The 25,162-nt window shown below is 58.5% G+C and carries 20 protein-coding genes; 14 read left to right on the top strand and 6 right to left on the bottom strand.

Going from position 1 to position 25,162, the window contains the following annotated elements:
• Positions 1-80: 80 nt before the first annotated feature.
• Positions 81-2,738, bottom strand: coding sequence for a DUF6797 domain-containing protein (locus tag WJU23_RS11795; protein ID WP_346332773.1), 2,658 nt, complete (start codon positions 2,736-2,738; stop codon positions 81-83).
• 165 nt (positions 2,739-2,903) lie between these two features.
• On the opposite strand from WJU23_RS11795, the gene WJU23_RS11790 reads away from it, so the two are divergent.
• Positions 2,904-4,289, top strand: coding sequence for an N-acetylmuramoyl-L-alanine amidase (locus tag WJU23_RS11790; protein WP_346332772.1), 1,386 nt, complete (start codon positions 2,904-2,906; stop codon positions 4,287-4,289).
• Positions 4,290-4,319: 30 nt separating this feature from the next.
• Here WJU23_RS11790 and WJU23_RS11785 read toward each other — a convergent pair whose 3' ends face one another.
• Both WJU23_RS11785 and WJU23_RS11780 read right to left on the bottom strand, forming a co-directional pair.
• The gene (locus WJU23_RS11785) at positions 4,320-10,601 is read right to left on the bottom strand and encodes an MG2 domain-containing protein (protein WP_346332771.1); all 6,282 of its coding nucleotides are present in this window, start codon (positions 10,599-10,601) and stop codon (positions 4,320-4,322) included.
• A gap of 174 nt (positions 10,602-10,775) precedes the next feature.
• Positions 10,776-11,162, bottom strand: coding sequence for an ApaG domain (locus WJU23_RS11780; RefSeq protein WP_346332770.1), 387 nt, complete (start codon positions 11,160-11,162; stop codon positions 10,776-10,778).
• Positions 11,163-11,294: 132 nt separating this feature from the next.
• Here WJU23_RS11780 and thiD point away from each other — a divergent pair, with 132 nt between their 5' ends.
• From thiD to WJU23_RS11735, 9 genes are all read left to right on the top strand, one after another.
• Positions 11,295-12,101 carry a bifunctional hydroxymethylpyrimidine kinase/phosphomethylpyrimidine kinase gene (thiD, locus tag WJU23_RS11775; RefSeq protein ID WP_346332769.1) on the top strand — a complete coding sequence of 269 codons (807 nt, stop codon included), beginning with the start codon at positions 11,295-11,297 and terminating at the stop codon, positions 12,099-12,101.
• Positions 12,098-13,228 carry a S41 family peptidase gene (locus tag WJU23_RS11770; RefSeq protein ID WP_346332768.1) on the top strand — a complete coding sequence of 377 codons (1,131 nt, stop codon included), beginning with the start codon at positions 12,098-12,100 and terminating at the stop codon, positions 13,226-13,228. The genes thiD and WJU23_RS11770 overlap by 4 nt, the downstream gene beginning before the upstream one ends.
• Entirely contained in the window at positions 13,225-13,425 is a 201-nt protein-coding gene (locus WJU23_RS11765) for a hypothetical protein (RefSeq protein ID WP_346332767.1), read from the top strand. The genes WJU23_RS11770 and WJU23_RS11765 overlap by 4 nt, the downstream gene beginning before the upstream one ends.
• A 69-nt stretch (positions 13,426-13,494) precedes the next feature.
• On the top strand, positions 13,495-14,451 hold the full coding sequence (locus tag WJU23_RS11760) for a phosphoglycerate dehydrogenase (protein WP_346332766.1): 957 nt from the start codon (positions 13,495-13,497) through the stop codon (positions 14,449-14,451).
• A gap of 99 nt (positions 14,452-14,550) precedes the next feature.
• Entirely contained in the window at positions 14,551-15,138 is a 588-nt protein-coding gene (locus WJU23_RS11755; RefSeq protein WP_346332765.1) for a type 1 glutamine amidotransferase domain-containing protein, read from the top strand.
• A gap of 100 nt (positions 15,139-15,238) precedes the next feature.
• Complete coding sequence (locus tag WJU23_RS11750; RefSeq protein WP_346332764.1) at positions 15,239-15,682, top strand: response regulator transcription factor; 444 nt, start codon at positions 15,239-15,241, stop codon at positions 15,680-15,682.
• Between the two features lie 49 nt (positions 15,683-15,731).
• Positions 15,732-16,145 (top strand): PGPGW domain-containing protein, encoded by a 414-nt coding sequence (locus tag WJU23_RS11745; RefSeq protein WP_346332763.1) that lies wholly within the window; start codon positions 15,732-15,734, stop codon positions 16,143-16,145.
• 76 nt (positions 16,146-16,221) lie between these two features.
• Complete coding sequence (locus WJU23_RS11740) at positions 16,222-17,094, top strand: SDR family oxidoreductase (RefSeq protein ID WP_346332762.1); 873 nt, start codon at positions 16,222-16,224, stop codon at positions 17,092-17,094.
• Positions 17,069-18,190: a DNA topoisomerase IB gene (locus WJU23_RS11735; protein ID WP_346332761.1), complete on the top strand. Its 1,122-nt coding sequence runs from the start codon at positions 17,069-17,071 to the stop codon at positions 18,188-18,190. Before WJU23_RS11740 ends, WJU23_RS11735 begins: the two co-directional genes overlap by 26 nt.
• A 16-nt stretch (positions 18,191-18,206) precedes the next feature.
• Here the strand turns inward: WJU23_RS11735 and WJU23_RS11730 are convergent, their stop codons facing one another.
• Positions 18,207-19,865, bottom strand: a complete 1,659-nt coding sequence (locus tag WJU23_RS11730; RefSeq protein ID WP_346332760.1) for an AarF/UbiB family protein — start codon at positions 19,863-19,865, stop codon at positions 18,207-18,209.
• Positions 19,866-19,970: 105 nt separating this feature from the next.
• Here WJU23_RS11730 and WJU23_RS11725 point away from each other — a divergent pair, with 105 nt between their 5' ends.
• Together WJU23_RS11725 and WJU23_RS11720 are read left to right on the top strand one after the other, a co-directional pair.
• Positions 19,971-20,297 (top strand): cupin domain-containing protein, encoded by a 327-nt coding sequence (locus WJU23_RS11725; RefSeq protein ID WP_346332758.1) that lies wholly within the window; start codon positions 19,971-19,973, stop codon positions 20,295-20,297.
• Positions 20,260-21,612, top strand: coding sequence for a phospholipase D-like domain-containing protein (locus WJU23_RS11720; protein WP_346332757.1), 1,353 nt, complete (start codon positions 20,260-20,262; stop codon positions 21,610-21,612). Before WJU23_RS11725 ends, WJU23_RS11720 begins: the two co-directional genes overlap by 38 nt.
• A gap of 2 nt (positions 21,613-21,614) precedes the next feature.
• On the opposite strand, the gene WJU23_RS11715 is transcribed toward WJU23_RS11720, so the two are convergent.
• Together WJU23_RS11715 and WJU23_RS11710 are read right to left on the bottom strand one after the other, a co-directional pair.
• A complete protein-coding gene (locus tag WJU23_RS11715; protein ID WP_346332756.1) occupies positions 21,615-22,364 on the bottom strand; it encodes an endonuclease/exonuclease/phosphatase family protein in 750 nt (249 codons plus the stop codon).
• Positions 22,365-22,393: 29 nt separating this feature from the next.
• Positions 22,394-22,588, bottom strand: coding sequence for a hypothetical protein (locus WJU23_RS11710; protein ID WP_346332755.1), 195 nt, complete (start codon positions 22,586-22,588; stop codon positions 22,394-22,396).
• 168 nt (positions 22,589-22,756) lie between these two features.
• On the opposite strand from WJU23_RS11710, the gene WJU23_RS11705 reads away from it, so the two are divergent.
• Positions 22,757-23,293: a DUF4142 domain-containing protein gene (locus WJU23_RS11705; RefSeq protein ID WP_346332754.1), complete on the top strand. Its 537-nt coding sequence runs from the start codon at positions 22,757-22,759 to the stop codon at positions 23,291-23,293.
• A gap of 125 nt (positions 23,294-23,418) precedes the next feature.
• Positions 23,419-25,125 carry a 4-alpha-glucanotransferase gene (locus WJU23_RS11700; RefSeq protein WP_346332753.1) on the top strand — a complete coding sequence of 569 codons (1,707 nt, stop codon included), beginning with the start codon at positions 23,419-23,421 and terminating at the stop codon, positions 25,123-25,125.
• Positions 25,126-25,162: the final 37 nt, after the last annotated feature.

Raw genomic sequence — 25,162 nt, 5'->3', positions numbered from 1 at the left:
CTGAGGGCACCTACCCAGACCGCATGAATGCGGTCCTCTGAAGGCAGCGTTCCGGCGTTCGGAGGTCATTTTCTCAATCTCTACTTCAAACTCTTGATGTACAGCACCAGGCTCTCGATCTGGGATTCATTGAGGATGCCGGCGTAGATGGGCATGCCGGTGTCGAATTTTTCAAAGCCCTTCACCACCTTGGCATTCGGGTCCGTGATGGATTCGCGGAGGTAGGCTTCATCGGCGAGGGCGGACTTGCCGCCTTTGCCGAGAATGCGCTCAGTGCCGCAGATGCCTTTCCAACTGGGGCCGACTTTGCCGACGGTGCTGCCGTCAATGCTGTGGCAGGCCATGCAGCCGATCATCTGGTAGAGCTTGGCCCCTTCTTCGATGGTGGGCTTGACCGTCGTGACCATCTCGGCCTGGCGCGGGGTGAGGTCCACGGTGATATCGCCGAAGCCTTCTTTGGCCGGATCGAATTTGAGAAGCTCCCACGGGCTGAAGTAGGCGGTGTTGGCGGCCTCCAGGCCATCGGCACTTTCAAGGCCCCAGCCGATGCGCATCTGGTGCACGCCAGCCTGCATATCGGGAATCCCGACGAAGACGCTCATGCCGTCCTTGCTAAGATAAGCGCTGCTGGCGGTCATCCACTCCTGGCCGGTGGCACCGTCCAGCTTCAGGTGCGGCGAGCCGTATTTGGCGGTGCGCTGGTAGTTCCACCGCTCGGCGCTGTAGCTGGCAGGGTCGGTGGCCAGCTTCTCATTAAGCTTGGCGTTAAAGCGCAGCAGCAGGCCCTTGTCCATCGGCGTCATCTCCTTCAGTAGAACGCGCGGCTGGTCGGTGTAGCGCAGGCGGATGAGGCCGCTAAGCTTCTTCGCCGTCGTGCCCCAGACCTGGAAACCGACGACGTAAAGCTGGCCGTCCGCCGGGTTCACCTGGGCATTGAGCGGACCGAAATCGAAGTCGCGTTCAAAGCTCATGACGGTGGCTTGGGGGCGCTGAAAGCGGTCGTTCATCAGCACGCGGAAAAGCTCAGGCCGGTTGTAGCCCACGTGGATGAGTTCGTCATTGAGCGGGCCCATTTTGGCCCCGATGAGCCAGGTCTGCGTGGCCCCGCTGGGGTTCACCGGATGCGGCAGCCATACCATCGGCTCCGCAATCGTGGCAGGATAAACCTCTTCCGGTGCGATGGTGGGCAGGTGACCGTAAAATTGATTATCCCGGATGATCTGGATGGGCGTGGAGGGGACGTAATTGCCCTGCTGGTCGCTGGCCGTGACGAGGCCGGTTTTGGGGTTCACGCCGATGAAGGGCTGGCGTAGGCCGTAGCCGATGACCGCGAAGGATTTGCCATCGGGGGCTACCTTGATGACGGTGCCGTTGTGCTTGCCACGGGTGGTGCCTTCCTGGCCGCCTTTGGAGATATACAGGGAGCCGTCGGGGCCGAGTTTCATGGAGTTGGGGAACTCGCGGGTCTCGGCTGTCTGGGCGAAGAGGTTGCAGAACATTTCATAACGGTCGGCCTCCTGGTCGCCATTGGTATCCACCAGTTTCCAGATGCCGCTGCGGTCATAGACAAACAGTTCGTCCTTTCGGGACACGATGCTCATCGGCTCATGCAGGCCGGAAGCGAAGCGCTTCCAGGTAACTTTTTCCAGGTCGCCCTTGAGGCCGGAGATGAGCCAAACGTCGCCGTCAAAGGTCACGCCGGCGGCATCGCCCTGGTCATTGAGAAAGGCGATGTCGGCGAGGCGGACATTGCGCTTCCAGGGATTCGGTACGGGCAGGGGAATTTCATCCAGGACATAGGCGTCAGGGGACTTGGAGAGGACGGCTTGGGTGGAGACGGTTTTAGGCCAGTGATCTGCCAAACCCTCTTTTCGGGCAATGATCGTTTCACCTTCATTATTTACCGGAAGAGGAAAAAAGCTGACTCCAAAACTATATGGAGTGGAAGCTGGTTTGAGCGAAATAGTGCGGTCATCCTTGTCGCCAGTTTTAACATTTAAATCGGCTTGGGTGTCGAAAGTGATGTTTTTAAGTGCAATTTTACCGAGAACTAGAGTCAATGTTTCGGTGTGTGCGGGCATCTCAAACCAACGGGTCATGCCGCTACCGTCGTAGCCGCCACGACCGCACCATTCGGTGATCTCAATGGTACTAATGCGATATTTCAATGAGACCCCTTCTTCGTGAGGTTCAACGCTGATCAGTTGTGCATTTGGCAAAGCCCCACGGCCCACCTCCTCCGGGCTCATCCCAGGCTCCCGTGGATCGGTGAAAATCGGTTTGTCACCCACCTGCCAGCCAGGGTAGATGCCGTTGGTCAGCCAGACCTTGCCCACTGGTTTCGGCAGGTATTCCTGGCCGTCTTTGGTCTTCTGACCGGCCACATGATAGGAGCCGGGGGCGAGGGCATCGGGGGTGAGGGGGGGCTTGCCCTTTTCGCCTTCCCAGATGGCGGAGATGCGGAGGAGGTCGGTATCGAAGCAGGCCCAGAGATTATGGCCAAGATTGAGAATCAGACCGCGGGGGGTGAGGTTGTCTTTGGGGAAAACTTCGCCTAGATGGCGGCAGTCGAGGACGCTGCTAAAAAAAGGGAAATCTTTTTCCACAAAATCGCCCCAGGGGGTATCGGCGGGGATCTCCGGCGGCTTGGGCGGAGAGGAGGGCTTTTTGGCCTTCTGCTGGGGGAATGCAGAGGTGGTGAAGCAGAATAATAGGCACGCGAGAGTGGAAAAACGCATCGTCAAAGAACACACTGAAGGAGACGAGTCTGTCAATTCTCATGAATCAAGATCCCATACTCCGATGACATCCGTGACATCGGGATTGCCAATTCGCAAAATATGCCTAATCTGAATGATCGTTTGGCGGCCCAGCCGCGTTTATTTCACGCTGTTTTGCTACCCATGAGTTTTGTCTTGCCCGCTCCACACCGAACTGTCCGGCCCCTGATTTTGGCCCTGACGGCCTTCGCTTTTGCCGCAGCCCACGCGGATGTCGCACAGCCTGAGGAAGACAAACCGGGGTTCATCGGGCGGGTATTCAGTTTTGGCAAAAAGAAGGAGGCCCCGCCCCCGCCGCCCGCGCCTGTGGTGGAGGAAAAACCGAAACCCGCCACCCCCGGTCCGAAACCCAAGGTGACGACCACCAAGCCGAAGACTTCAAGCTCCACCCCGGCGAAAAAGCCTGCTACCTCCACCAGCAGCACCGCCAAAAAGACAGAACCCGCCAAGCCTGCTGCCACCCCCACCGCCCCTAAGTCTGGAGATGGCGAGTTCGGACATTCCAAGGATGATGACAAGCCTGCAAAGACGGCCACGGTTTCTGCTCCTTCATTATCCGAAGCCTCCGCCAGACTGCCCGCCAATGCAGGCTGGAAAATCGTCAAGATCAACGGGCGCGACTACATCACCGGGGAGAGCATGCATCAGTTTTACCGTTTCAGCTCTTACAAGGTGGAGGGCAAGCATGTGTGGTTCCGCTCCAACAACCTGATTTTGAAGGGCACCATCGGCAGCCAGGAACTGCTGATCAACAACATCAAATTCATCCTCAGTTATCCCGTTCAGGAATCAGGCGGCGGGGCGGTTTTTTCCCGCATTGACCTATGCAAGCTCATTGATCCAGTGCTGCGCCCCACCTACATCACTGATGCCGTGCCTTTTGACACAGTTGTCATTGATGCCGGTCACGGCGGACATGATGCGGGCGCACGCGGCGTTTACGGTTATGAAAAGGACTTCGCGCTGAAGATGGCGCACGTCATGAAGGCCGAGCTCACCAAACGCGGGTTTAAGGTCATCATGACGCGTACCACGGACACCTTCATCTCCCTGAGCGGGCGTGTGGCTATCGCCAATAACACGCCGAACTGCATCTTCCTCAGCCTGCATTTTAACTCCGGCTCCAGCAGTGCGGCCAGCGGCATTGAAACCTTCGCCCTCACACCCCAGGGCAGTTCCGCCAGCCTGGAGCGTGGCGGAGGTTACAACGCCACTGGTGTGACGGGCAATTCCCATGACTCCGCCAACATTGCCCTGGCCACCGCAGTGCACGCGATGGTCATCAGCAAATTCAAGTTTGTGGATCGCGGCATCAAGCGCGCCCAGTGGAGTGTGCTTACAGGCTGCAAGCGCCCCGGCATTCTTTTTGAAGGCGGCTTCGTCACCAACGGCAACGAGTGCCGCCTGATCGCTTCTGATACCTACCGCCAGTCCGTCTCCAGTGCCATCGCTGACGCCGTTGTGAACTATCGCACCGCCCTGCGCGGAGCGATGACGCGGACGCGGTAAGAGGGGAAGGCAAGGGAAGTTTCGCGGCGGTCACTCCCCAATCCGCGCTTTCCATTCGGCGGAGTTGCCTTTGAGTTCCGGCGCATACATGGCCTCTACTTTGGTGGGCAGGGCGCTGAAGCGGCCGGGGATTTCGGCTTTCACGCGGTAGCTCAGGTTGTGGGTGCCACGGGGGAGGCGCTCGGCAAAGAAGGCCACCTTTTCATCTCGGAATTCCTGGTAGGCGGGCAGGCCTTCATAGACCCAGCCGCTCTGCACTTTCACCGGCTCGAATCCGGCGGGTTTCATGTCCTCAATGAGCACGTATTCATAGTCGTTTTTGCTGTCAATGGAGAGCTCGATTTCGATGAGGTCGCCACTCTTGATTGGCGCATCGCTGGCAATCTCCTCGCGGCGGTATTTCAGGCCGCGCTGGGTGACCACCTGGCCGCGTGATCCGGCGACCTGCTGCTCGGGTTTCTCCTCAATGAGTTTGTAAAACTTGCGTCGGGCTTTCACTTCCAGACCGGCGGCGGGGATCATGTCTTCCTGGGAAAAGACGGTCAGGTAGGCATTCGCATACAGCGGGGAGGCACCCAGCTTGCGCAGCTCCACGGTGTGCTCGCCGGTGGTGAGATTGGCACCTTCGATGACCAGGCTGCCGTCAAAGGTGAAGAGGTTCTCTTTGGTGATCTCCACCTTCTTCACCGACTTGCCATCCACCAGGACTTCCACGGTCTGGTTAGGATTCGATTCGCCGCTGGCTTTGGCAAAAACGGCCAGAGCCTCAATGACGGCGGCGGTGTCCTTGGTGCTGTTCCAGTAGGTGCCGTTGCGTCGGTTGTTGAGCAGGTATTTGGCGATGCGGGCGGCCGTTTCGCCCTTGGGTTCTGCAGCGACGAGCAGGCGCAGGAAGGCGGCCTGGGTTTCGATCTGGTCTTCATACCAGTACCACCACCAACCGCCCTGAGGCAGTTCCAGGTAGGCAGTCTGGTTTTCGTCGTCCTGCTTGAGGAACTGTTTCAAATTCCGCAGGCACATGTCGCGCCGGTCTTTCTCTTCGACCGCATGACAGGTTAGGCCAAGCAGGGCCAGGTTGTAGCGGGAGAGGCGGTCGCGTTTTTCATAAAGCTGGTCGCGCATGGACTTGTTACCCGCCTGGTATTCCACGAGCACGCTGTGGATCAGCGCATCCAGGTTGTCCGGGGCGGATTTGTGCTGCTTGTCCTTTTCCGGCAGGGCCAGGCGGCGGAGTTGCTCCGTCTCATGCTGGGCGAGCCAGTTGGCACCATTGCGGAGGAGGCCGTCATTGATATCAAAGCCGGTGCGCTCCGCTGCTTTCAGACCATGCATGACAATGGCCGTGATGTGCGGTGAGGACTGGCGACCACCAGGGAACCAGCCCCAGCCATCATCGCTGCCACGCATGGCCTCCAGCCGGGCCATGCCAGTCTTGGCCATCTTTTTGACTTCGTCTTCATCAAAGACGGGCACCTTTTTCTGATTCCTGTTTTGCCAGCGTTTGGCGCGGTCTTCAGGTTTGCCGATCTCCTGGGCATTCAGATTGGTCAGCTTGTCGCGCACGTCCTTCAAATCGACGCCAAGGTCCTTGATGACGCCCAGGGTGATGATGGTAGGGACAAAGCGATTTAGCGTCTGCTCCGTGCAGCCATAGGGGTAGTCCACCAGATAGGGCAGCGCATCCACCAGGGCCATGGCCAGGGTGGGGGAGTAGCGCACTTCCAGGCGGGATTGCTCCGGCTTGCGCTCGGCTGGCACTTTGAAGGTGATCTTGCCGCTGGCCTGATCCGGCCGCAGGGCCAGGCTCCAGGCATCGGTTTTCAACATGCCGTGGATGTAGGCCGGAAAGGTCATCTCCATGGCGTCGCTGTCCTTTTGTGCCAGAGCTTTGACGCGGATCTTTGCCTCGCCTTCGCCCGTCACCTTGACCCGCCAGTCGAAACTTTTTTCGCCATGCGCAGCGATGGTCACCGAAGTGCGGACGCCCTCGTCCGCGTTCACAAACTCCAGCACCCCGCCTTCGAATTCCAGCACCGCTTTCACGCTCTGCTTCACATCCATTTCGTTATGCACATTGGCGGAGATGACCACCTCATCCTTCTCCACAAAGAAACGCGGGGCCTGAAGCCTAACCATCAAGTTCTTCCGCGTGATGACTTCCACACCTGCCTCGCCGACCTGAGTAGATGGCCCCATGACCCAGGCGCGCAGCTTCCAGGTGGTGAGGTTATCCGGCAGGTTAAAGCTGAACTCGCCTTCGCCTTTCTCATCCGTGGTGAAGTCCGCGATCCACACCGCACTGTCCGCGAGGTTGCTGCGGATCATTGGTTGGGGGCCATCGGTTTCACCTCCAGCGGCATTGTCCTTTGAAAACATATCGGCAGGGGGCATTGCCGAGTCCGGTGCAGGCGCGGCTGAGGCCATCGGGGCTGATAATTCTTCATGCAAACCACCTTCTAATAACTTCATTCCACCGCGCCGCATGCTGCTCTGGGAGCGACCATTATAAACATTGCCCACTCCGCCCAATAAAATCCCATCATCCGCGACACTGCCGCCAAACACCCCCAGCGGTGCCATCCAAGGCTCATCGCCTTTGCGCAGTCCATTCTGCAAGGCATGCAGCGAATCGCTGACCTGCGGATAGTGGCTGCGCTTCCAGCCCCAGAAGAAGGGGCGGATGTCTTCCTGATTGCTGCCGCCGGAGATGTATTCCAGGGCCTTATCATAGGCGGTCAGGACGACCTTTCCCACAAAGGGTTTTCCGTCCTGGTCTTTGACCAGAACCTTCACTTTGGAGCCCTGGCCGGGCAGGTAAGTTTCACTGTCCGGCGTTAGCTCCACCGTGGCGATGCGTTTCTTCGGCGGGATGATGATCTGGCGGGTGACCTGATGCACACGGGCTTGGCTGACGGTGTAGGCATCCAGGAAAATATTGGGCTGGTCGGCCTCGCTTAACTTGAAACGGTGGGTGGTGCTTTTGCCCTCGAGCTTGATCCACACGGGATCAGGATAGACGCCGTTTTGCGTGCGCAAAAACAAGGCCACAGTACTGCCGGGCTGGTCCGTGTTTAGCGTGATCTCCACCTCTTCACCTGGCTCGTATTCGTCCTTTTGAGTGATGAGTTCCAGGTCATCAAAACGGAAGTCTTTGCCCTCATCGAATCCTTCGCCCCGGACGGTGATAAAGCTGATGCCTTCGATCTCATGACCTGCTTCGTCTTTAAGTTTCGCAGAGACGCGATACTGGCCGCTGCGGGCGAAGGTGATAGTAGTCCAGTTGGGCCCCAACTGGGGTTTGGCCTCCTCGCCCCCAAGCTTCAATTCCGCCGTATGAACCGCCTCCTCACTCGGCTTGCCATCCTTGTCATAAGTGATGCGGAAGAGCGTCAATTCACCGCTGGCCTTGACCTCACGCCCATCCAGGGTGCGGGCATGGACAGTGACTTTTCCTTCTTCCCCAGCCTGATAATAACCCCGGTCCAGGGAGACATAAACTTCAAACGGACGCCGGGCGGCGAGCACGCTGCCGCTGCCAAAAATGGTGCGGCGGCTTTCATCCGTGACTTCGGCCTCGATGGCATAACGGTGGTCTTCATTGCCATGGAGCTCCTTGGCCAGCGCGGTGTCAACCTTCACCGTGAAAATACCGTCCGCATTCAGCGGCGATTCCCCTTCAGCCACGAGTTCCGGCGGCTCGGACTGCCACTGGACCCACGGATAACGCGGAATGCAGAAGCACCACTTTTCCGATCCCGGATACCAAGAGTAATAATTGGCCCGCCAGCCGTATCCGGCCCCGAAAAGCCAGTCCCAGCGGCCCATGGGAAACCAGCGGTCCGTGTGCGGGCTGCGCTGCACTTTGTACTTCACCTTCCCCTGTTTCACCGGACCGCCGAAGTAGTAGTCCGCCTTGATCTTCATCTCGAAGCTGTCGCCCAGCGCCACGGGGGTGGTGGGAGCATCCACCTTCACCTCAAACTCCGGTTTTTTATACTCTTCGACGCGGAAGGAATGGCTGCCCAGATACTCGCTGCCGCGCAGCATGCGCTTCGCTTCCATCCGCACCTGATACTGGCCCAGCGTGGCTTCATCTCCCAGCGTCAGTACATCGTCAATGGCCCCGGAGTCATCGGACCTGTAGATTTTTTTTAAAAGCTCTTCACCACGCGGATCGGTGATGACGACCTCAATGCTGGCACCTGCATACTTGTTGGTATCCACCTTCGGATCATAGCCCACACGGCGTGCCCAGGCCTTCCACTTCACCTCCTGGCCGGGCCGGTAAACGGGCCTGTCCGTGATGGTGTAGAGCCGCGTTTGTTCATCGAACCGGTCACGCCCGCCGCCAAAGTAAAGATGCTCAAAACCCAGGTAGGCCAGCCGGCCCTCAGCACTCTTCGCCTGGATAAGCCACTGGTATTCATTCACCTGGCTGTCCTTCGCCTTGACTTGCCCGTTATCATCGGACGTCACTTGGAAGTCTTTGAAGCTGTATTTTAATATTGGCCTATTATCGCGGCGGCGGTCCGTCCATTCCCGTTTATAGCCAAAAAACCGCACCGTTGCTCCGGCCACGGGTGCTCCGGTGACGGCATCGGCGATGTAATAATGACCCGCACCTTCCTGTTTCGTGTGTGCGATGACCAGGCTCTCCAGCCACAGCAGCGCGCGCGTTTTGTGCCCGCCTTCAAAGCTGCCCTCCACCAGCCAAGCGCCAGTTTCTTTCAGTGGTGTGGGCACGCTCACCCGGCGGTCCCAGTGATTCTCACGTGGTTCCAGCTTATGCTTCCAGGTTACTGCTTCACCGATGAGATACTTGTCTCCACCTTCTTGTAAAAGACGCTGGCCAATATTGGCTACGTTGGCTTTCTGCCAGTCCTGCTGCTGCGGAGAGGAGCGCAGGTAAGCTTCCGTATCTGCCAACAGCTTGACGACATCCACTCTCCTTGCGATCATTTGAATCTGCGTGGCATTACGAAAGGTGAGGGTCAACTTCGCTTCGCTTCCAGCGGCCTGGGGAGGGAGAGGATCGAAGTCGCCTTGCGGAGCGGTGATTTGATGAATAGCCTCAGACAGGGTTGCTACCAGGGAGGACTCTAATGAGTTGAATGAGTCCGGGTCCACCAAAGGCGGAAGTAGGCTTGGCTGAGCCCCCTTGAGCCGCGCATCCAGCAGCTTTTGGTCTTTTTCATTTAGTCTTGGAAGAACTGAGATGCCGTTCTTCAGGGCCTCCACTGCCTTGGGGTATTGACGGCGGTCGGTCCACTCGTCCGCCAATGTCTGCCAGGCCTCTGCTCTTTTAATTTGCTTTTCATTTGGATCACTCGCCAGGCCTTTGAAAAGCTTCATAAAATTCCACTCCGGCGGCAGCGTCAGCCGCTTCGGTCCGGTTGCTAACTTCACTACCGTTTCATCATCATTCAAAGTCTGCAGCGCCGCGATGCCATCGCGCCGGGAAGGTTCTTCCTCATCGTTGCTGAACCGGAAGCCCATTTCGGCAATGCTGCGTACGGAAAACCAGCTCTTGGCCAGGGCGGCGCGTTCAGCGATCCCGGCATGGGGATCGCCTGAAATCCGTGCCTGCTCTTCCATGACCCAAAACAGGCGCTCACCATCACTCTGCGCGGTGGCCCAGGATTCAGCCGCTTTGAAGTAAACGGGATTCCCTTCGGCATCCACCGGGTAACCGCTGGCTGGACTGTCCAGGCCGCTTTGGTCATCATAATCCGGCAGGGTGGTCAAGTCAGTCAGATGTTGCAGCGTCCACGCCTGGGGAGTGCCATATTGATTCTGGCTTAGGGCCGAAGAAAGGTCCATCAGCACGGTGGTTTTGGCTGAAGAATCCGCATCCGCAGGCAGTGCCTTCCACGCTGCTTCAAAGAGCTGCAGGGTCCGCACCCGGTCGCGTAGCTGCGTCTGCACAAAGCTGCCGCCGCCCCGGACCCACCGATGATGTCCGCGCTCAAATTTGCCATCCACCAGCATCCCTCCATGCGGCAGACCCCTGTAACTTTGGCCTGCTGCAAGTAGCATCTGCCAGCTTTGAGAATGCGTTTTGACGGCACCTTCAATCACTTCCTCTTGCTCTGGGAATGCCTGCAAATCCCGCAGGGCTTGGGTGGTAAGCTCAAGTAGGCGAGGAGTCCCTGCTGGTGAAAGCAGCGTCTTTTTCCCCAGGTCCGCTGCTTCGCGATGATTGCCCTCTTGGATGAGCGCCTCCATCCGCTTTTCAGTCTCTTGGACCGTCTGGGCTTGGCTGAGGGTGGGCATGAGAAGGACGACGAGGGGGAGCCAGAGAAAATGTTTCATACCGCAGGGTGGGTTCTACCAAAGCGCATGACGGGAGACAAGCCGATCTCTTGGGGTGTTCAGTGATCTTTTATTCACGGAGAAGCTGTGGCCTGGGCGTCAGCCAAAGATTGGAGCAGATCCCCTTGGCCGTCATGGCCGTCTTCTATGCTGGCTGTAACTACCAGGCCTGTGTCAGGCGAGCAAAGGCGGATGCATGTCAAACCCGGGGATACGGGCGCAGACCGGGCGGCCCTGTGTGGTGGTACCAAAGAAGGAGCCGGAGGCGGTGCTTTCCGCCTTGATCACATGGTAGGAATTGTAGCTGAAAGTCTGGCCGGGCTCCAGCTTGGGGAACTGACCGACAACGCCGTCGCCTTCGACAACGAGGGTATCACCATCCGTGTCGCGGACGATCCATTTGCGGCCAAAGATGTTCACGGTCTCCTGGGAGGCGTTGTGGATGGAGACGTGATAGACGAAGGGATGGGGCCGGTCCGGCGGGGCGGGCCGCGTCGGGTCATACTGCACCTCATCCACAGTCACGGAGAGGCCGGTCAGATGCTCGAAGCGGACATTCATAGTGAATACAGAGTAAGGGTAGGCGGGAAAAGGTCAAGAGGGGGTCTGGGGGCCGTGTGAGCGGATGAAAGGCTGGGACGCTGGATCAAGGTGGGCTTGACGTGGAGAGGTGCCCATCGTTGACTGCTCCCCATGTCTCCCCCTCCTATCCTGACCATTGCCGGTTCCGACTCTTGTTGCGGGGCCGGTGTACAAGCGGATTTGAAGGCAATTTCTGCCCTTGGGGGCTACGCGCTGAATGCCCTGACGAGCGTGGTTTCAGAGACGCCTGGCAGAGTTTCCCTGGTGAGGCTGCTGGAAGCGGAACTGGTGTCGGACCAGATCCGCGTGCTTTTTGAGGGCTATCCCATCGCGGCGGCGAAAACCGGCATGCTGGGCGGGCGGGCGCAGGTGGAGGCGGTGGTGGAAAGCTGGTCCGCCCTGGCCGCTGCGGGGTTGCCTTTGGTCGTGGATCCGGTCATGGTGGCCACGGGCGGGGGCAAGCTGCTGCAGGATGATGCCATTGAGGCCGTGCGGCTAAGGCTGCTGCCGCTGGCCACGGTCATCACGCCCAACATGGATGAGGCAGGAGTGCTTTGGGGGCGGGCGGTGCGCACGCTGGAGGACATGCTGGTGTGTGTGAAGGAGCTGGCGGCAGAGTATGGCACGGCGGTGCTGCTGAAAGGCGGGCACCTGGAGGGGGAAGCGGCGGATGTCCTCTGTACAAAGGGGGAGCTAAACTGGTTCACCTCACCACGCATCACCGGGGTGCAGACGCACGGCACGGGTTGCACGTATTCGGCTGCCATCGCCACCGGGCTGGGCAGGGGACTGCCGCTGGAGGAAGCCGTGGCCTCGGCGAAAAAGTATGTCAGCGCGGCAATCGCAGATTATTATGTGTGGGATGGCGGCCATGGCAGCGTACATGCTTTGAACCATCTGAAGAATTCCAGCCTATGAAACTGATGCTCACATGGCCCTTCCTGGCCAGCTTTGCCCTGGCGAGTGAGGCCGTGCCAACGGCAGAAGTGGCCCTGCCGGAAAAGGTGGAAGCGGTGTCGCAAACCGCTGTGCAGACCGCCTTTCAGATCTTGCGGAGCGAATACATCCGGGGCAGCGAACTGACCTTTGATGAACTTAACCGGGCCGCTTTTCAGGGTCTGCTCGAGCGGCTGGACCTGGGGGCGGAGCTCGTCAGCAAAGTGGAGTCGGAACGTCCGCTGATGAAACGCACCCTGCTGGCGGAGATGCTGACGCCGCAGATCGCCTATCTGCGACCTTTGAACTTTGTGGAGGGCGAGGTGGCGCAGATGGAGACGCATTTGAAGAAGTTCCAAGCCGAGAAAGTGCCCTATCTGATCCTGGACCTTCGCAGCGCCGCACCGGCAGGGAATTTCGCCACCGCATCGGCCATGCTAGACCTTTTCATTCCGCGTGGCGAACTGCTGTTCAAGCTGAAGCAGGTGGGCAGGGAGGACGCTCAGCTTTTCATCGCCAGCCGTGAGCCGGTCTGGACGCAGCCGTTGGTTTTGCTGGTGGATGAGGAAACCTGCAATCTGGGAGAAACCATAGCTGCGGTGCTTCAGGATCGGAAGCAGGCGCTGCTGGTGGGCAGCAAGACCAAGGGCGGCACTGTCAGCTATGAGACCCTGCCTTTGGACAGCCAGTGGCTGCTGAGATTTGCCCGTGCGGAGATGCTGCTGGGAGATGATCGGTCGCTATTCCGGGTGGGGGTGACTCCGGACTTTCCCCTGCAACTGCCTGCGGGCGTCAAGAGGCAGATTTTCGATGCCGCCGGTCCGGTCAAAGACAGCCTGTTTGACCACAGCCGCCTGCGCTACAACGAAGCGGCCCTCATCGCCCGGAAAAATCCCGAGCTCGATTCCTACATCCGTCGCAGTGCCGGAGAGGTGCTTGAAGATGACCGCCCGGCCCTGCGGGACACCGTCCTGCAACGCGCGGTGGACATGCTCGGCGCACGGACGCACCTGGAGAGCAGCGCCTTGAAATGGCCTGCCAAGAAGAAACGTCCGTCCGGTGGTACCCAGCCCTCCGTGAAAAAAGCCGAACCCATAACGCCTCCATGATCCCTGAAACTGTCGAGACGACCGTGACCATCCAGAGCCAGCACTGCCCGCGCACTTGGCACGCCGCCCTGCCCAATGGCTGTGTGGTCATGGCCTTCCGCTCCGAGGATGTTCCTGAAATCCAGTTGGAACCCGGAAGCAAGGTGCCCGTGCGCCTGACGGTGGCAGATTTCTCCCGCGCCGAGCTGCTGGTTTAAAAAGCGGAGGAGAGGGAGCAGAAAGCCCCTTGCCGAAGTGTGCAATCCGCCCATGCTGAGGCTCTTATCATGCGCGTTCTGCTCACCACCACCAGCTACCAAGACACCCCCGGGGACCACCACGCTCTGCTCGAATCGCAGGGTTATGAGATTCATCGTGAACGCGGCCCCCTGCCGGAGAGCAAGATGCTGGAACTGGCCGGAGATTTTGATGCCTTTCTGTGCGGCGATGACGAGATCACCACCGCCGTTCTGGACAAGTCGGCCCCTCGCCTGAAAGTCATCAGCAAATACGGCATCGGCCTGGACAAAATCAATGTGGAAGAATGCACCGCCCGCAAGCTGCCGGTCCTCTTCACTCCCGGGGTCAATCACACCACCGTGGCCGAGCACACCTTCTGCCTGCTGCTGGCCCTCGTCCGCAACCTGGTGGACAGCGCCAATTCCGTCCGCGCCGGCCAGTGGAAGCGCGTCACGGGCAATGAGATCTGGAACAAAAAAATCGGCATCGTCGGCCTGGGCCGCATCGGTCAGGAAGTGGCCAAACGCGCCATCGCCTTCGGCATGGAGGTCCACGGCATGGACATCTACTGGCCGGAAGCCTTTGCCACGGAAAACAATGTCTCCCGGCATGAGACCATCGAAAGCCTGATTGCCCAGGTGGACGTCCTGAGCCTGCACGCCAACCTCAGCGAGAGCACCCGCCATTTGGTGCGGGCAGACCGCATCGCCCTGGCCAAACCCGGCCTCCTGGTCGTCAACACCTCCCGTGCCGAACTGGTGCACATGCCCGACATGATCGCCGCGCTGGATGCCGGTTCAGTCGGCGGATATGGAACGGACGTACTGGATGAGGAGCCACCACCGGCGGACCACCCCCTGCTGAAGCACCCCAAAGCCCTCATCACCCCGCACATCGGCTCCCGCACCTATGAAAGCGTGCCCCGCCAGGCCATGCGGTCCACGCTGAACCTGGTGAACTTCCTCAAGGGTGAAAAAGACGTCATCCAGGCGAACAAGTTCTAAGCCGTGCCACCCCTGTGCTTGGCCGGGTGATAAACTCGGCTTCATTGCGGATCCATTTTGACCCGGCCAACAAAAGGGCTGCGTCCGAATGGTACTGCAATGAAAACCCCCCTTCACAGCAAACATGTCGCGATTCTGGCCACGGATGGCTTTGAGCAGTCAGAATTGGAAAAACCCATGCGCGCCCTTGAGCTGGCCGGCGCCAAGGTCAGCATCGTCTCGCCTGAAGCCGGTGAAATCCAGGGCATGCATCACGATGAAAAGGGCGACCTTTTTGACTCCGACATCCGCCTGGATCTCGCGGACCCGGAAGATTTTGACGCCCTGCTGCTCCCCGGCGGCCTGGCCAATCCGGACACTCTCCGCTCTCTCCCGGCGGCGGTGGAGTTTGTGCGTGATTTCGGTCTCCAAGGAAAACCCATCGCCGCCATCTGCCACGGACCCTGGCTGCTCATCGAAGCCGGCCTGGTGACCGGCCGGCGGCTCACCTCCTGGCCCGCCATCCAGACAGATGTTCGCAATGCAGGTGGAGAGTGGGTGGATGAAGAAGTCGTGGAAGACAACGGTCTGGTGACCAGCCGCAACCCCGATGACATCCCCGCCTTCAATGCCAAAATGATTGAAGTCTTTGCCGCAGGCTCACTCACGCCAAAGGGCATCGCAGCGGTCCCCCCCTCGGAGAGTTAAGCGGTTCCTGGCTGGATAAAGACGCCACCTATTCTGAGTTCGGCCCGTTTTTTCGCTTCAATCATAAACGCGCTTCCATAAGATTTACCGAATCCATCCGATGTCCCTTTTCAATTCCAACCTCACTGATTCCACCCCCAAAACGATCCGCATTGCCGTCGTGGATGACCACTCCATCATGCGGGCTGTTTACCGCAGCCTGGTGGATGATTCACCTGAACTTGAGATGGCCTGGAGTGCGGCCTCCATCAAGGAAGCCCGCCTCCACATTGAGCGCGATGACGAGCCCGATGTCATGATCATGGACGTCACATTGCCGGATGGAACAGGCTATGAAATGGTGAAAGAGGTGCTGCAAAAATATCCCAAAGTGCCCATCCTCATGGTTTCTGCCCACGAAGAGAGGTCCTTTGTGGAGCAGGCGGTGGAGTGTGGAGCCCGGGGTTATCTGGTGAAGGATTCATCCCCGGCCGAGCTCATGGACGCCCTGGAAACCGTGCTCAGCGGGGAAAGGTACTTCAAGCCCGGCCTGGAGCTGAGCTAACATTGACCCACGCAGAGAATGGGTTTGCTCCGTTGATAAAGAGCGTCCTATGCCACTCATCACGACCATTAAATCCTTCTGGAATGAATTCAAAGACAGTGAGCCTGGCCGCCGCTTTGAAGAGTTTTATGAAAAGCGGCAGGAGGAGCGGAAAGGCAGCGGGATCTGGCAGAGAATTCTATATCTGGGCATCGGCCTTGCGTTGGTGGCTGCCGGAGTGGCTTTTCTTGCTTTGCCCGGGCCGGGCCTTTTGGTGATGGCTCTTGGACTGGCGCTCATGGCAGGTGAATTTCGCACAATGGCTCGGGGGCTGGACCAGGTTGAAGTTGGCCTGCGGGCTGCCGGGCAAAAGTTACGTGAATGGTGGCAGCGGCTGAAGCCATATCAGAGGGTTTTGTCCATGGCTGCCGGAGCCGTCATGGTAATGGCAGCAGCGGACTTGTTGTATCAATGGGTCATGTGAGCCGCCTGTGAACGCTTCCATCCGGCCATCAAGGCGAGACGGCGCGATGTGAAGGAGTAACAACCTCCTCATCATCATGGCCCAATTACAGCAAAAGAAAAAACCCCTGCGTCCCCGTCAAAAACAGGCCCGGCAACCCGGCCTGGAATATCTGATGGACCCCCAGCCAGAATCTGGCGTGATCCACACCGTTCACCAGCCCCGGCTGGCTGGCAGGGTGGCCATGATCTCCGGTGGCGACAGCGGCATCGGGCGTGCCGTGGCCTTGGCCTTTGCCGCTCAGGGGGCACAGGTGGCCGTCCTGCACCTGAATGAAAAACGCGACGCTGATGAAACCGTGCGCTTGGTGAAGGAAGCTGGTGCCGATGCCCTGGCCATCGCTGGAGACATCGGCAGCGAGGCTTTTTGCAAACGCGCCATCGCCAAAGTCATCCAGCAATGGGGGCGGCTCGACATCGTGGTGAACAATGCGGCCGCGCAACATCCACAAGAGAGCCTGGAAGACATCACGGAAAAGCAGCTTGAGCGCACCTTCAGGACCAATGTTTACGGCTGCTTTTTTCTGACCAAGGCGGCGCTGCCGCATCTCAAGCAGGGCAGCTCTGTCATCAACACCACTTCAGTCACCGCCTATCGCGGCAGTGCCTCGCTGATTGATTATTCAGCCACCAAGGGGGCCATTGTGTCATTCACCCGCGCGCTGGCCCATTCGGTGGTGAAAAAGGGCATTCGTGTCAATGCAGTGGCTCCCGGCCCTATCTGGACACCTTTGATCCCTGCCACCTTTCCTGAGGAAAAGGTGGAGACCTTTGGCTCCGACGTTCCCATGGGCCGTGCTGGCCAGCCAAACGAGGTAGCATCTTGCTTTGTTTTCCTGGCCTCAGCCGAAGCCTCTTACATGACCGGACAGGTGCTGCATCCCAATGGAGGCGAAATCATCAACGGCTGATCAAAAGGCGCTGTCCGCAGAAAAGGCAGATGCCAGGGAGGCGGGCCTCAGCTACACCACCGACCGTCGGCCGGGGCTGACCCGCCGCAAATTGGGCGACTCGTTTGTATATCTGGATGCCGGTGGCAAACGCATTACCGACGAGGGGGTGCTGAGCCGCATCAGGGCCCTGGTTCTCCCCCCAGCGTGGACGGACGTGTGGATATGCCCCTCAGAAAAAGGCCACTTGCAGGCCACAGGCCGGGACGCGCGCGGAAGGAAGCAGTATCACTATCATCCCAAGTGGCGTGAGCACCGGGATGGAAACAAGTTTCAGCACATGGTGGATTTTGCCCGAGCATTGCCAAAGATCCGCCGCCAGATAAAAAAAGATCTGGAAAAGCCCGGCCTCCCACGGGTAAAGGTGCTGGCCACGGTGCTGAAACTGCTGGAGACGACACTGATCCGTGTCGGCAATGATGAGTATGCCCGCACCAACAAGTCCTACGGCCTGACCACGATGCACAACAAGCATGTGAAAATTTCGCGGGAGGGAATCAGGTTTCAGTTCCGTGGCAAAAGCGGCAAGGAGCATGAGATCAGCCTGCGTGACCGCCAGCTTGCCCGCATTGTGAAACACTGCCAGGACCTGCCTGGACAGGAACTGTTTGGCTATCAGGATGAGGACGGCCAGACCCGGGATGTGGGATCTGAGGATGTGAACCGCTATCTGCGGGAGATCACCGGTCAGGACTTCACGGCAAAGGATTATCGCACCTGGGCCGGCACGGTGCTGGCCGCTATCGCCCTGCGCGAGTTTGAGGAAGTGACCTCAGAAAAAGAGGCCAAAAAGAACGTGGTCATAGCCGTGGAAGCCGTATCCAGAATGCTGGGCAACACACCCGCGGTGTGCCGCAAGTGCTATGTCCATCCCGCCATTTTGGATTCCTATTTCGAAGGCCAGACCATCGCCACGCTAACCAAAAGCATTGCGGTGAAGATTGACCGCTCCCTTTCACGGCTGAAACCGGAGGAGGCATCAGTCCTCGTACTTCTGCAACGAAGGTTGAAAGGCAGCCGGCGGAAACTTTCCGCCAGCGGCCGGACAGGCAGATGAGCAAAAGAAAAGGCCCCTACTTCGTTCTGAAATCGCTGCGCATGATCTGCCAGGCCAGGGCCAGGCCACCCCCGCATGCCAGGGAGAAAAGCACCATCGCAAAGCCTGGATAACCCAAGATGCGGAAACTGGTCTCAATCCGCATGAGCAGGGAGGCTCCCATGATCATGGAGGCGAGAATCAGGCCAAGCGTGATGCGGTTGGCCACCTTTTGCAGACCGGTCATGACGACCTTTTCATCAATGGTATCCAGGTGGATTTTGAGCTTGTTGGAGGCCACCACTTCCAGGAACTGGTTGAGCCGGCCCGGCAGCTTCTCAATGAGCTCTTTCGCATCCAGCAGCGAGTTGATCAGATTGCCAGGGGAAAGGCTCTTGAAGGTCTTTTCCTGCATGAGCTTGGCCGCATTCCGGCGGATGGATTCATTCGGGTCAAATTCAGGATCTAGGGTGCGGCCCACAAGGTCCAGATTCAGCAGCGTCTTGCCCAGCATGGTCAGTTCCTCTGGCATGCTCAGGCCTGTGTCCGCTGCGACCTGGGTGACGCGCATGACGATCTTGCCCACCTGCATCTCCTGCACCGTGGCCCCCTGCTGCTGACTGATGATCTCTGCGATGTCGCGGCGAAATTTCACCTCGTCAAAACCGTCTCTTTCTGTTCCCATGCTCTGGGCCACGGCCGCGGCGCGGTCGCTCTGCCCATCGCTGATGGCAATGAGCAGCTTCAGCAGGCTGTCCTGCATGTCCGGTCCGATGCGGGCGACCATGCCAAAATCCAGCAGCGCCACACGGTTGTCCACCGTCAGGAAGACATTGCCTGGATGCGGATCAGCATGGAAAACGCCCATGACCAGGATTTGATGGAGGTAGGATTTGAAGACTTCCTCCGCCAGGCCCGCACCGTCAATTTCCATCCGGCCCAGAGGATGGAGTTTGGTCACCTTGGACCCGTCCACATACTCCATGGTCAGCACCCGGCCGCTGGAGTAATCATCAATCGGCGCGGGGATGACCAGACGGGTAAATTCAGAGAGCTTTTCCCGCATCATCCGCATGGTCTGCGCTTCGAGGCGGTAATCCAGCTCGCGCAGGAGGGCTTTGCGCAGTTCGTTGACGATTTTGGTAAATTCAAACCGGCGTCCGGCATCTGTATGCTTGTCTAAAAACTCGGCGATCTCGGCCAGCGCGGCCAAGTCCGTGGCCACATGCTCACGGACGTCCGGACGTTGCACCTTCACGGCCACTTCCTGCCCGCTCCGCAAGACCGCGTAGTGCACCTGGCCCAGGGAGGCTGCCGCCATGGGCGTTTCATCAAAAGATTTGAACGCCTTGGAAATACGGGCACCGATTTCAACCGCAACGATCGCCTCCACCTTTTCATAAGGAAACGGTTTGATATGGTCCTGAAGCATGCTCAGACCCTCCATGTAAGCAGGCGGAATGAAGTCTGAGCGGGTGGAAAGAAGCTGGCCGAGTTTGATGAACGTGGGGCCCAGGGCTTCAAGGTCCTTGGCCAGTTCCTTAGCCCCTGGCGGCACGGGAGGCGGCGGAGCAAACTCCAGCGGATCATCCACAATGGGGGCATTCTTGACCAGATCCCCATGCCCATACTTGATGAGCAAAGCGACCACCTGCTTGTATCGTTTCAAATGTTCGGGATTCAGGGAGAGTGTCATACATGATTGAAATCGGCGGTGAATTGTCCGGCGCGTGCATTCTGCAATCGGGAAACCTCAATTATTTTTACGCGCACTTCCCGGGTTCAACGCGAATCAGGAAATATGAAGCCGCAGAGCGTCACCAACTTCCAGCAGTGGTTTGAAGCCCTCCATACCACGGACCAGACCCAGGTGGCCATGATGCGTCTGGAACCGGGGCGGGATACTGGTGTCGAGGCTGAGGACCACCCTGAAAGCGACCAGGTGCTGCTCGTTATCGAGGGCCGGGTGAGCGGGGAGATAGGTGACGAAAAAATAACTCTGCAGAAAGGCGAGTTTGTCGTCATTCCTGCACGTACACCGCACCGCTTTTATAACAACTTTGACGAATCTGTACTGACCTTCAATGTCTATGCGCCTCCCGCCTACCCTGCAAACTCTAAAGGATGAAGCCGTGGCCGCATGGCCGTTTTCGCAGTCCGGGAATGAGGCCGAATCCGCCCACGGATGGATGCGGTTTGCCGCCACGGCAATCCTCAGCGGAGGCGCGGCGGTCATCTTCAGCAAGAATTTTTTAGAGACGGAGAAGAGAATTACCCATGACATTGACACGGATTACGCGGTGGCCGATCCGGCGTTCGAACGGGTGATGAGCCAGCTCATGGGGCCGCCGCTCGTGGACGGAAACAAAATCACCGTGCTGGAAAATGGGGCGGAATTCTTCCCTTGCATGCTCGATTCCATCCGCAGTGCTCAGCACAGCATTACCTTTGAGAGTTTTGTCTTCACCAAAGGGGAGGTTTCCAAGGCTTTTGCCGATGCCCTTTGCGAACGTGCCGGTGCCGGAGTGAAGGTGCATTTCCTTCAGGATGCGATGGGCTGCAACTGCATAGACAGCGCCTTTGTGAAACGCATGGCCAAGTGCGGTGTGGAACTGGAGATTTTTCGCCGGTTTAATCTGGCCCACTTTAATCATCGCACGCACCGCAAGCTTCTGATCATTGACGGACGCATTGGTTATACAGGAGGAGCCGGCATCTCTGACCTTTGGGACGGAAATGCAGACCGGCCTGACCACTGGCGGGACACCCAGTACGAGATCCAGGGGCCGGTCGTGGCGCAGATGCAGCAGGCCTTTCTGGACAACTGGATGCAAACACGCTCGCAGGTGCTCCACGGGGATCTTTACTTTCCTGAGCTGAAAGCCTGTGGTGACAAGAAGTGCCAGATGTTGAAAAGCTCGGTCAGCGAAGGTGCGGACAGCGCCCGGCTGATGTTCCTGCTTTCCATTGCCGCCGCGCGGCATTCCATCCGGATTGTAAATCCGTATTTTGTGCCTGACATGCTGGTCATCAACCTGCTGAAAAAGGCTCTCGCACGCGGCGTGAGTGTGGAAATCATAGCTCCGAGCGAGCGCATTGACCAGCGGGTGGTCAGGTATGTGGGCCGCGCACGTTGGGGCGGGCTCATGAAGTCTGGAGCAAAGTTTTATGAATATCAGCCCGCGTTGCTGCACAGCAAGTATTTCATTGTGGATGAGCAATGGGTTTCCGTTGGCTCCTGCAATCTTGATGACCGTTCCCTGTGCCTCAACGAGGAGGCAAATCTGAACGTTCTGGATCATGGCTTTGCCTGGCAGCACCTGGACATCTTTGAGCGGGACAAAGCGGAATCCAGGGAGATTACCTGGGCTGCATGGCGCAAGCGGCCTCTCAGTGAAAAAATCATCGGCCATGCGGCCGGCGTGCTGCGCTCCCAGATGTGAAATCAGGCCAGCACAAGGTCCGCAATCAGCGGGAGGTGGTCAGAGGCGTTGCGGGTCAGCATGTTGTTCGGCACCTGCACATCTTGCACAGCCAGCCCTTCATTGATAAAAATATAGTCCAGCCTGACCAGGGGCATGCGGGAGGGAAAGGTGGCACGGGGTCGCGTCAGGAATGTCCAGGACTGCACATCCTGGAGACGGCTCTTGAAAGTGCGATGAACGAGAGAACCGGGGATGGCATTGAGGTCGCCGCAAAGGATGAAGCGGGCCTGGCCGCCAGGTCTGCCCATCCATTCAGGACCCAGCAGCGCTTCTGTCTGGGCCAGCCTTTCATCCCAGCTAAGGCCAAGATGGGTGTTCAGCAGGAAGACCGGCTGCCCGTCCACTTCCAGCCTGACCAGCAGTGCGCCCCGCGGTTCAAAGGCAAGCCGCGATGTGGTGGTCGGCAGAATGCCTTTTTTAACCAGCGTCATCGGCAGCCGGCTCAGAATGGCATCTCCATAATGCTCAGACAGGTGGCTCAGCGCCGGGTGGAAGTAGAAATTCATTTTCAGCCGGTCCGCCAGGATGCGCGCCTGGTCCACCCCGCGGCTCCGCGAACGCGCTACATCCAGTTCCTGCAGCGCCACAACATCCGGCTGGAAGGTGGCGATAACGTCCGCGATACGCTTTTCATCCTGCTGGGCATCCATGCCCACGCAGCCATGAACATTGTAAGTCATGACTCGCAGGTGGGGGGGGGAAGTCAGCATGGGAAGGCTGGGGGCTGACTGGCCGGGACTCAGTCTTGATTGATCTTCGGTGGCGGGGCAGGGGACCTTTCGACCATCTGCTCCACCGCCTTCTTGCGGTCCTCGTCAGTCACTTGGGTGTGGTCTTCTTCATGGGCAATGTCGGCAGCAAGCTGCTCGATCTGGTCGGTGCCCCCAAGCTGGGAGTCCTGGTCTTCATCGTTGGATTGGGTTGGCTTTTTCATAGATGCGTCCATGGATTCGCAAGGCGGCGGGCATTTGGCTTTGCCTCATTTCCGTGCACGCGAATGTCAGCAATCCCATACGTCCATTGAATCAGAGCGTGGCGAATTAGGGGTGTCTGCCTGACTCGCTGAGGGCAGGCTAAACAACCTTGTAACAATCAAATAATTATGAAAAACTATTCCGTTCCTGCTCTGGCCGCAGCCTTGCTCTGCGCCTTTGCCAGCCTCACCATCATGGCCACCCCCGGCCATTCCGCAGATCCCAAAAGCATCCTCAATGCCTCTGATGAAAAGTTTGTGAAGGCAGCCTCACAAATGGGGCTGGGAGAGGCTCAAATCGCCGCTTTGGGTGTGAAGAAATCGGCACGTGAAGACGTCAGGGCCATCGCTGAAAAAATGGTGGCTGACCATGGCGCTGCCAACACCGAGCTTGCTGCTCTGGCCAAGTCCAAAGGCGTCATGATTTCGGTCGTGACGGATCCTCAGGACACTGAAGAAATGAAGGACCTGGAAAATGAGCCAACAGGTGACGGCTTTGACAAAGCCTTCCTGGCCCAGCTTGAAGATGATCATAAGGAGTCCATTGCTCTGTTTGAAGACGCAGCCGAGGACTCCGAGGACGCGGAAGTCAAAGCCTGGGCCGCCAAGATGCTGCCCACCTTGCGTGCCCACCTGAACCAGGTTCAGGAAGCCCAGAAGAAGTAAACCTCCTTTTGAGCCGGCCTGTTCTGCTCAATACCAGCCTGGCGGTAACGGAGGACATTCAAAATGTCCGCTGTTTACCGCCAGCGCCGTTTTTGGAACTCCGTTTAACCGCATTGTTTTACAATATGCCACCTCCCCCTCCACTTCCCAAAAGACTTGCCGGCCTGCTTGTGCCTGTGTTTGCCATGCGCCGTACGGGTGACATGGGCATCGGCGATACGCGTGCTGTGATGGAAACCCTGGACTTCTGTGCAGACCACCATTTTGCAGTGCTGCAAATCCTGCCCATCCATGAAACGATCGGGGATCACAGCCCCTACAATCCCATCAGTTCTCGGGCGCTTTCCCCCGCCTTGCTGACGCTTGAACCGGACCGCGTGCCCGGCCTGAAGCAAGAGACTCTGCAACGCCTGGCCTCAGATGCCTGGCTCATCCAGCTGCGTGAAGGGGCCGTAAAACACCTGTCCGTGCATGCCCTGAAACTGCAGGTCCTGATGGAGGCGGCCGTTGATTTTGATGCCGCAGAAGACATGCCGGCAGAGCTGGCCGGGGAGTTTCAGCAGTTCCAACAAAAAGAGTCAGACTGGCTGCCGGGATTCACCCTGTTTCGCACCTTGGTGCATGAATATGAAAACAATGCCCACTGGGAGCAATGGCGGCCGGAGCATCATAAGGTCGCGAGCGCGGAGTCCTGGATTGCAGCGCATCCGGAGAGAGCGCGGCTGGAGCGGCTGAGACGTTCGTTCGCCTACATCCAGTGGGTGGCCCAGCGGCAATGGAGCGAGGTGCGCGCCTATGCGGATGCCAAGGGTGTGCGACTCATGGGGGAGATGTCCTTTGGGGTCTCTCGCAGCAGCGCGGACGTGTGGTGCCATCCCGACCTATTCGATACCGAGTGGAGCATGGGCACACGGCCCGTTTCGTATTTTGATACCAACAAGGATTCTGAGCGCTGGGGCCAGAACTGGGGGCTGCCACCCTACCGGTGGGAGAATCACCGGTCCGAGAATTTTGCCTGGCTGCGCGGCCGGCTACGTTCCGAGTCCAGATTTTTTCACATCTGCCGGCTGGATCATCTGCGGGGCTACTTCCGCGCCTACATGTTCCCATGGCAGGGCGGCTCGCAACACGCGGAGTTTGCCACCCTCAGTGAGGAGGAGGCGTTGCTGAAAACAAACGGGCGGCTCCCTCGCTTTGTCCCCGGACCGGATGAGGAGGAGACAACGGCAGCCATGAACGAACTCCAGGGGCGTGAGCTGATCACCGTCATGCAGGAGGCTGCGGGGGAAATGGGGCTGATGGCGGAGCTGATGGGAATGATGCCTGACTACATGCGACGAACCCTGGATGACCTGCAAATGCCGAACCTGACCTTCCCTCTGCTGGAAAAAGATGACGAAGGCCGCCTGCTTAACGAATCGTCATTCCGGGAACTGAGTCTGGTATCCTATGGAAACCATGATCACGCGCCCGTCGCAGCCGTCTATGCGCGTCTGAGAGAGGGACTGGAGACTGCCGGGGCAGAAATGCCGGGGGATCTGCGAAACCTGCTGGCTTTTGCCGGATGGAATGAGGAGCCGCCCGAAACGCTGTCCAGTGACCTGCTGGTGAAGCTGCAAAGAGCCCTTTTCGACACCCCCTGCCTGCTGGCAGTGCTGATGTGCACGGACCTCATCGGAACCGACCAGCGCTTTAACCTGCCAGGCAGCTATGGCAGCCTGACATGGTGTGAGCGTTTGGAGCTGACCTGGGAAGAATTTGTCCGCCATCCGGTGTATGGGGCCCGCATCCAAAATGCGGTGAACCAGATTCTGGAGTCCGGGCGGGCGTGAAGCCAGGCAGGGACAAATTTGCTCCCCAGCACGGGGT

The organism is Prosthecobacter sp. SYSU 5D2 (genome assembly GCF_039655865.1).
In the GTDB taxonomy this organism is placed as follows: domain Bacteria; phylum Verrucomicrobiota; class Verrucomicrobiia; order Verrucomicrobiales; family Verrucomicrobiaceae; genus Prosthecobacter.
Note: the sequence above shows the minus strand (reverse complement) of the source record. Positions and strands in the feature narration are given on the sequence as shown.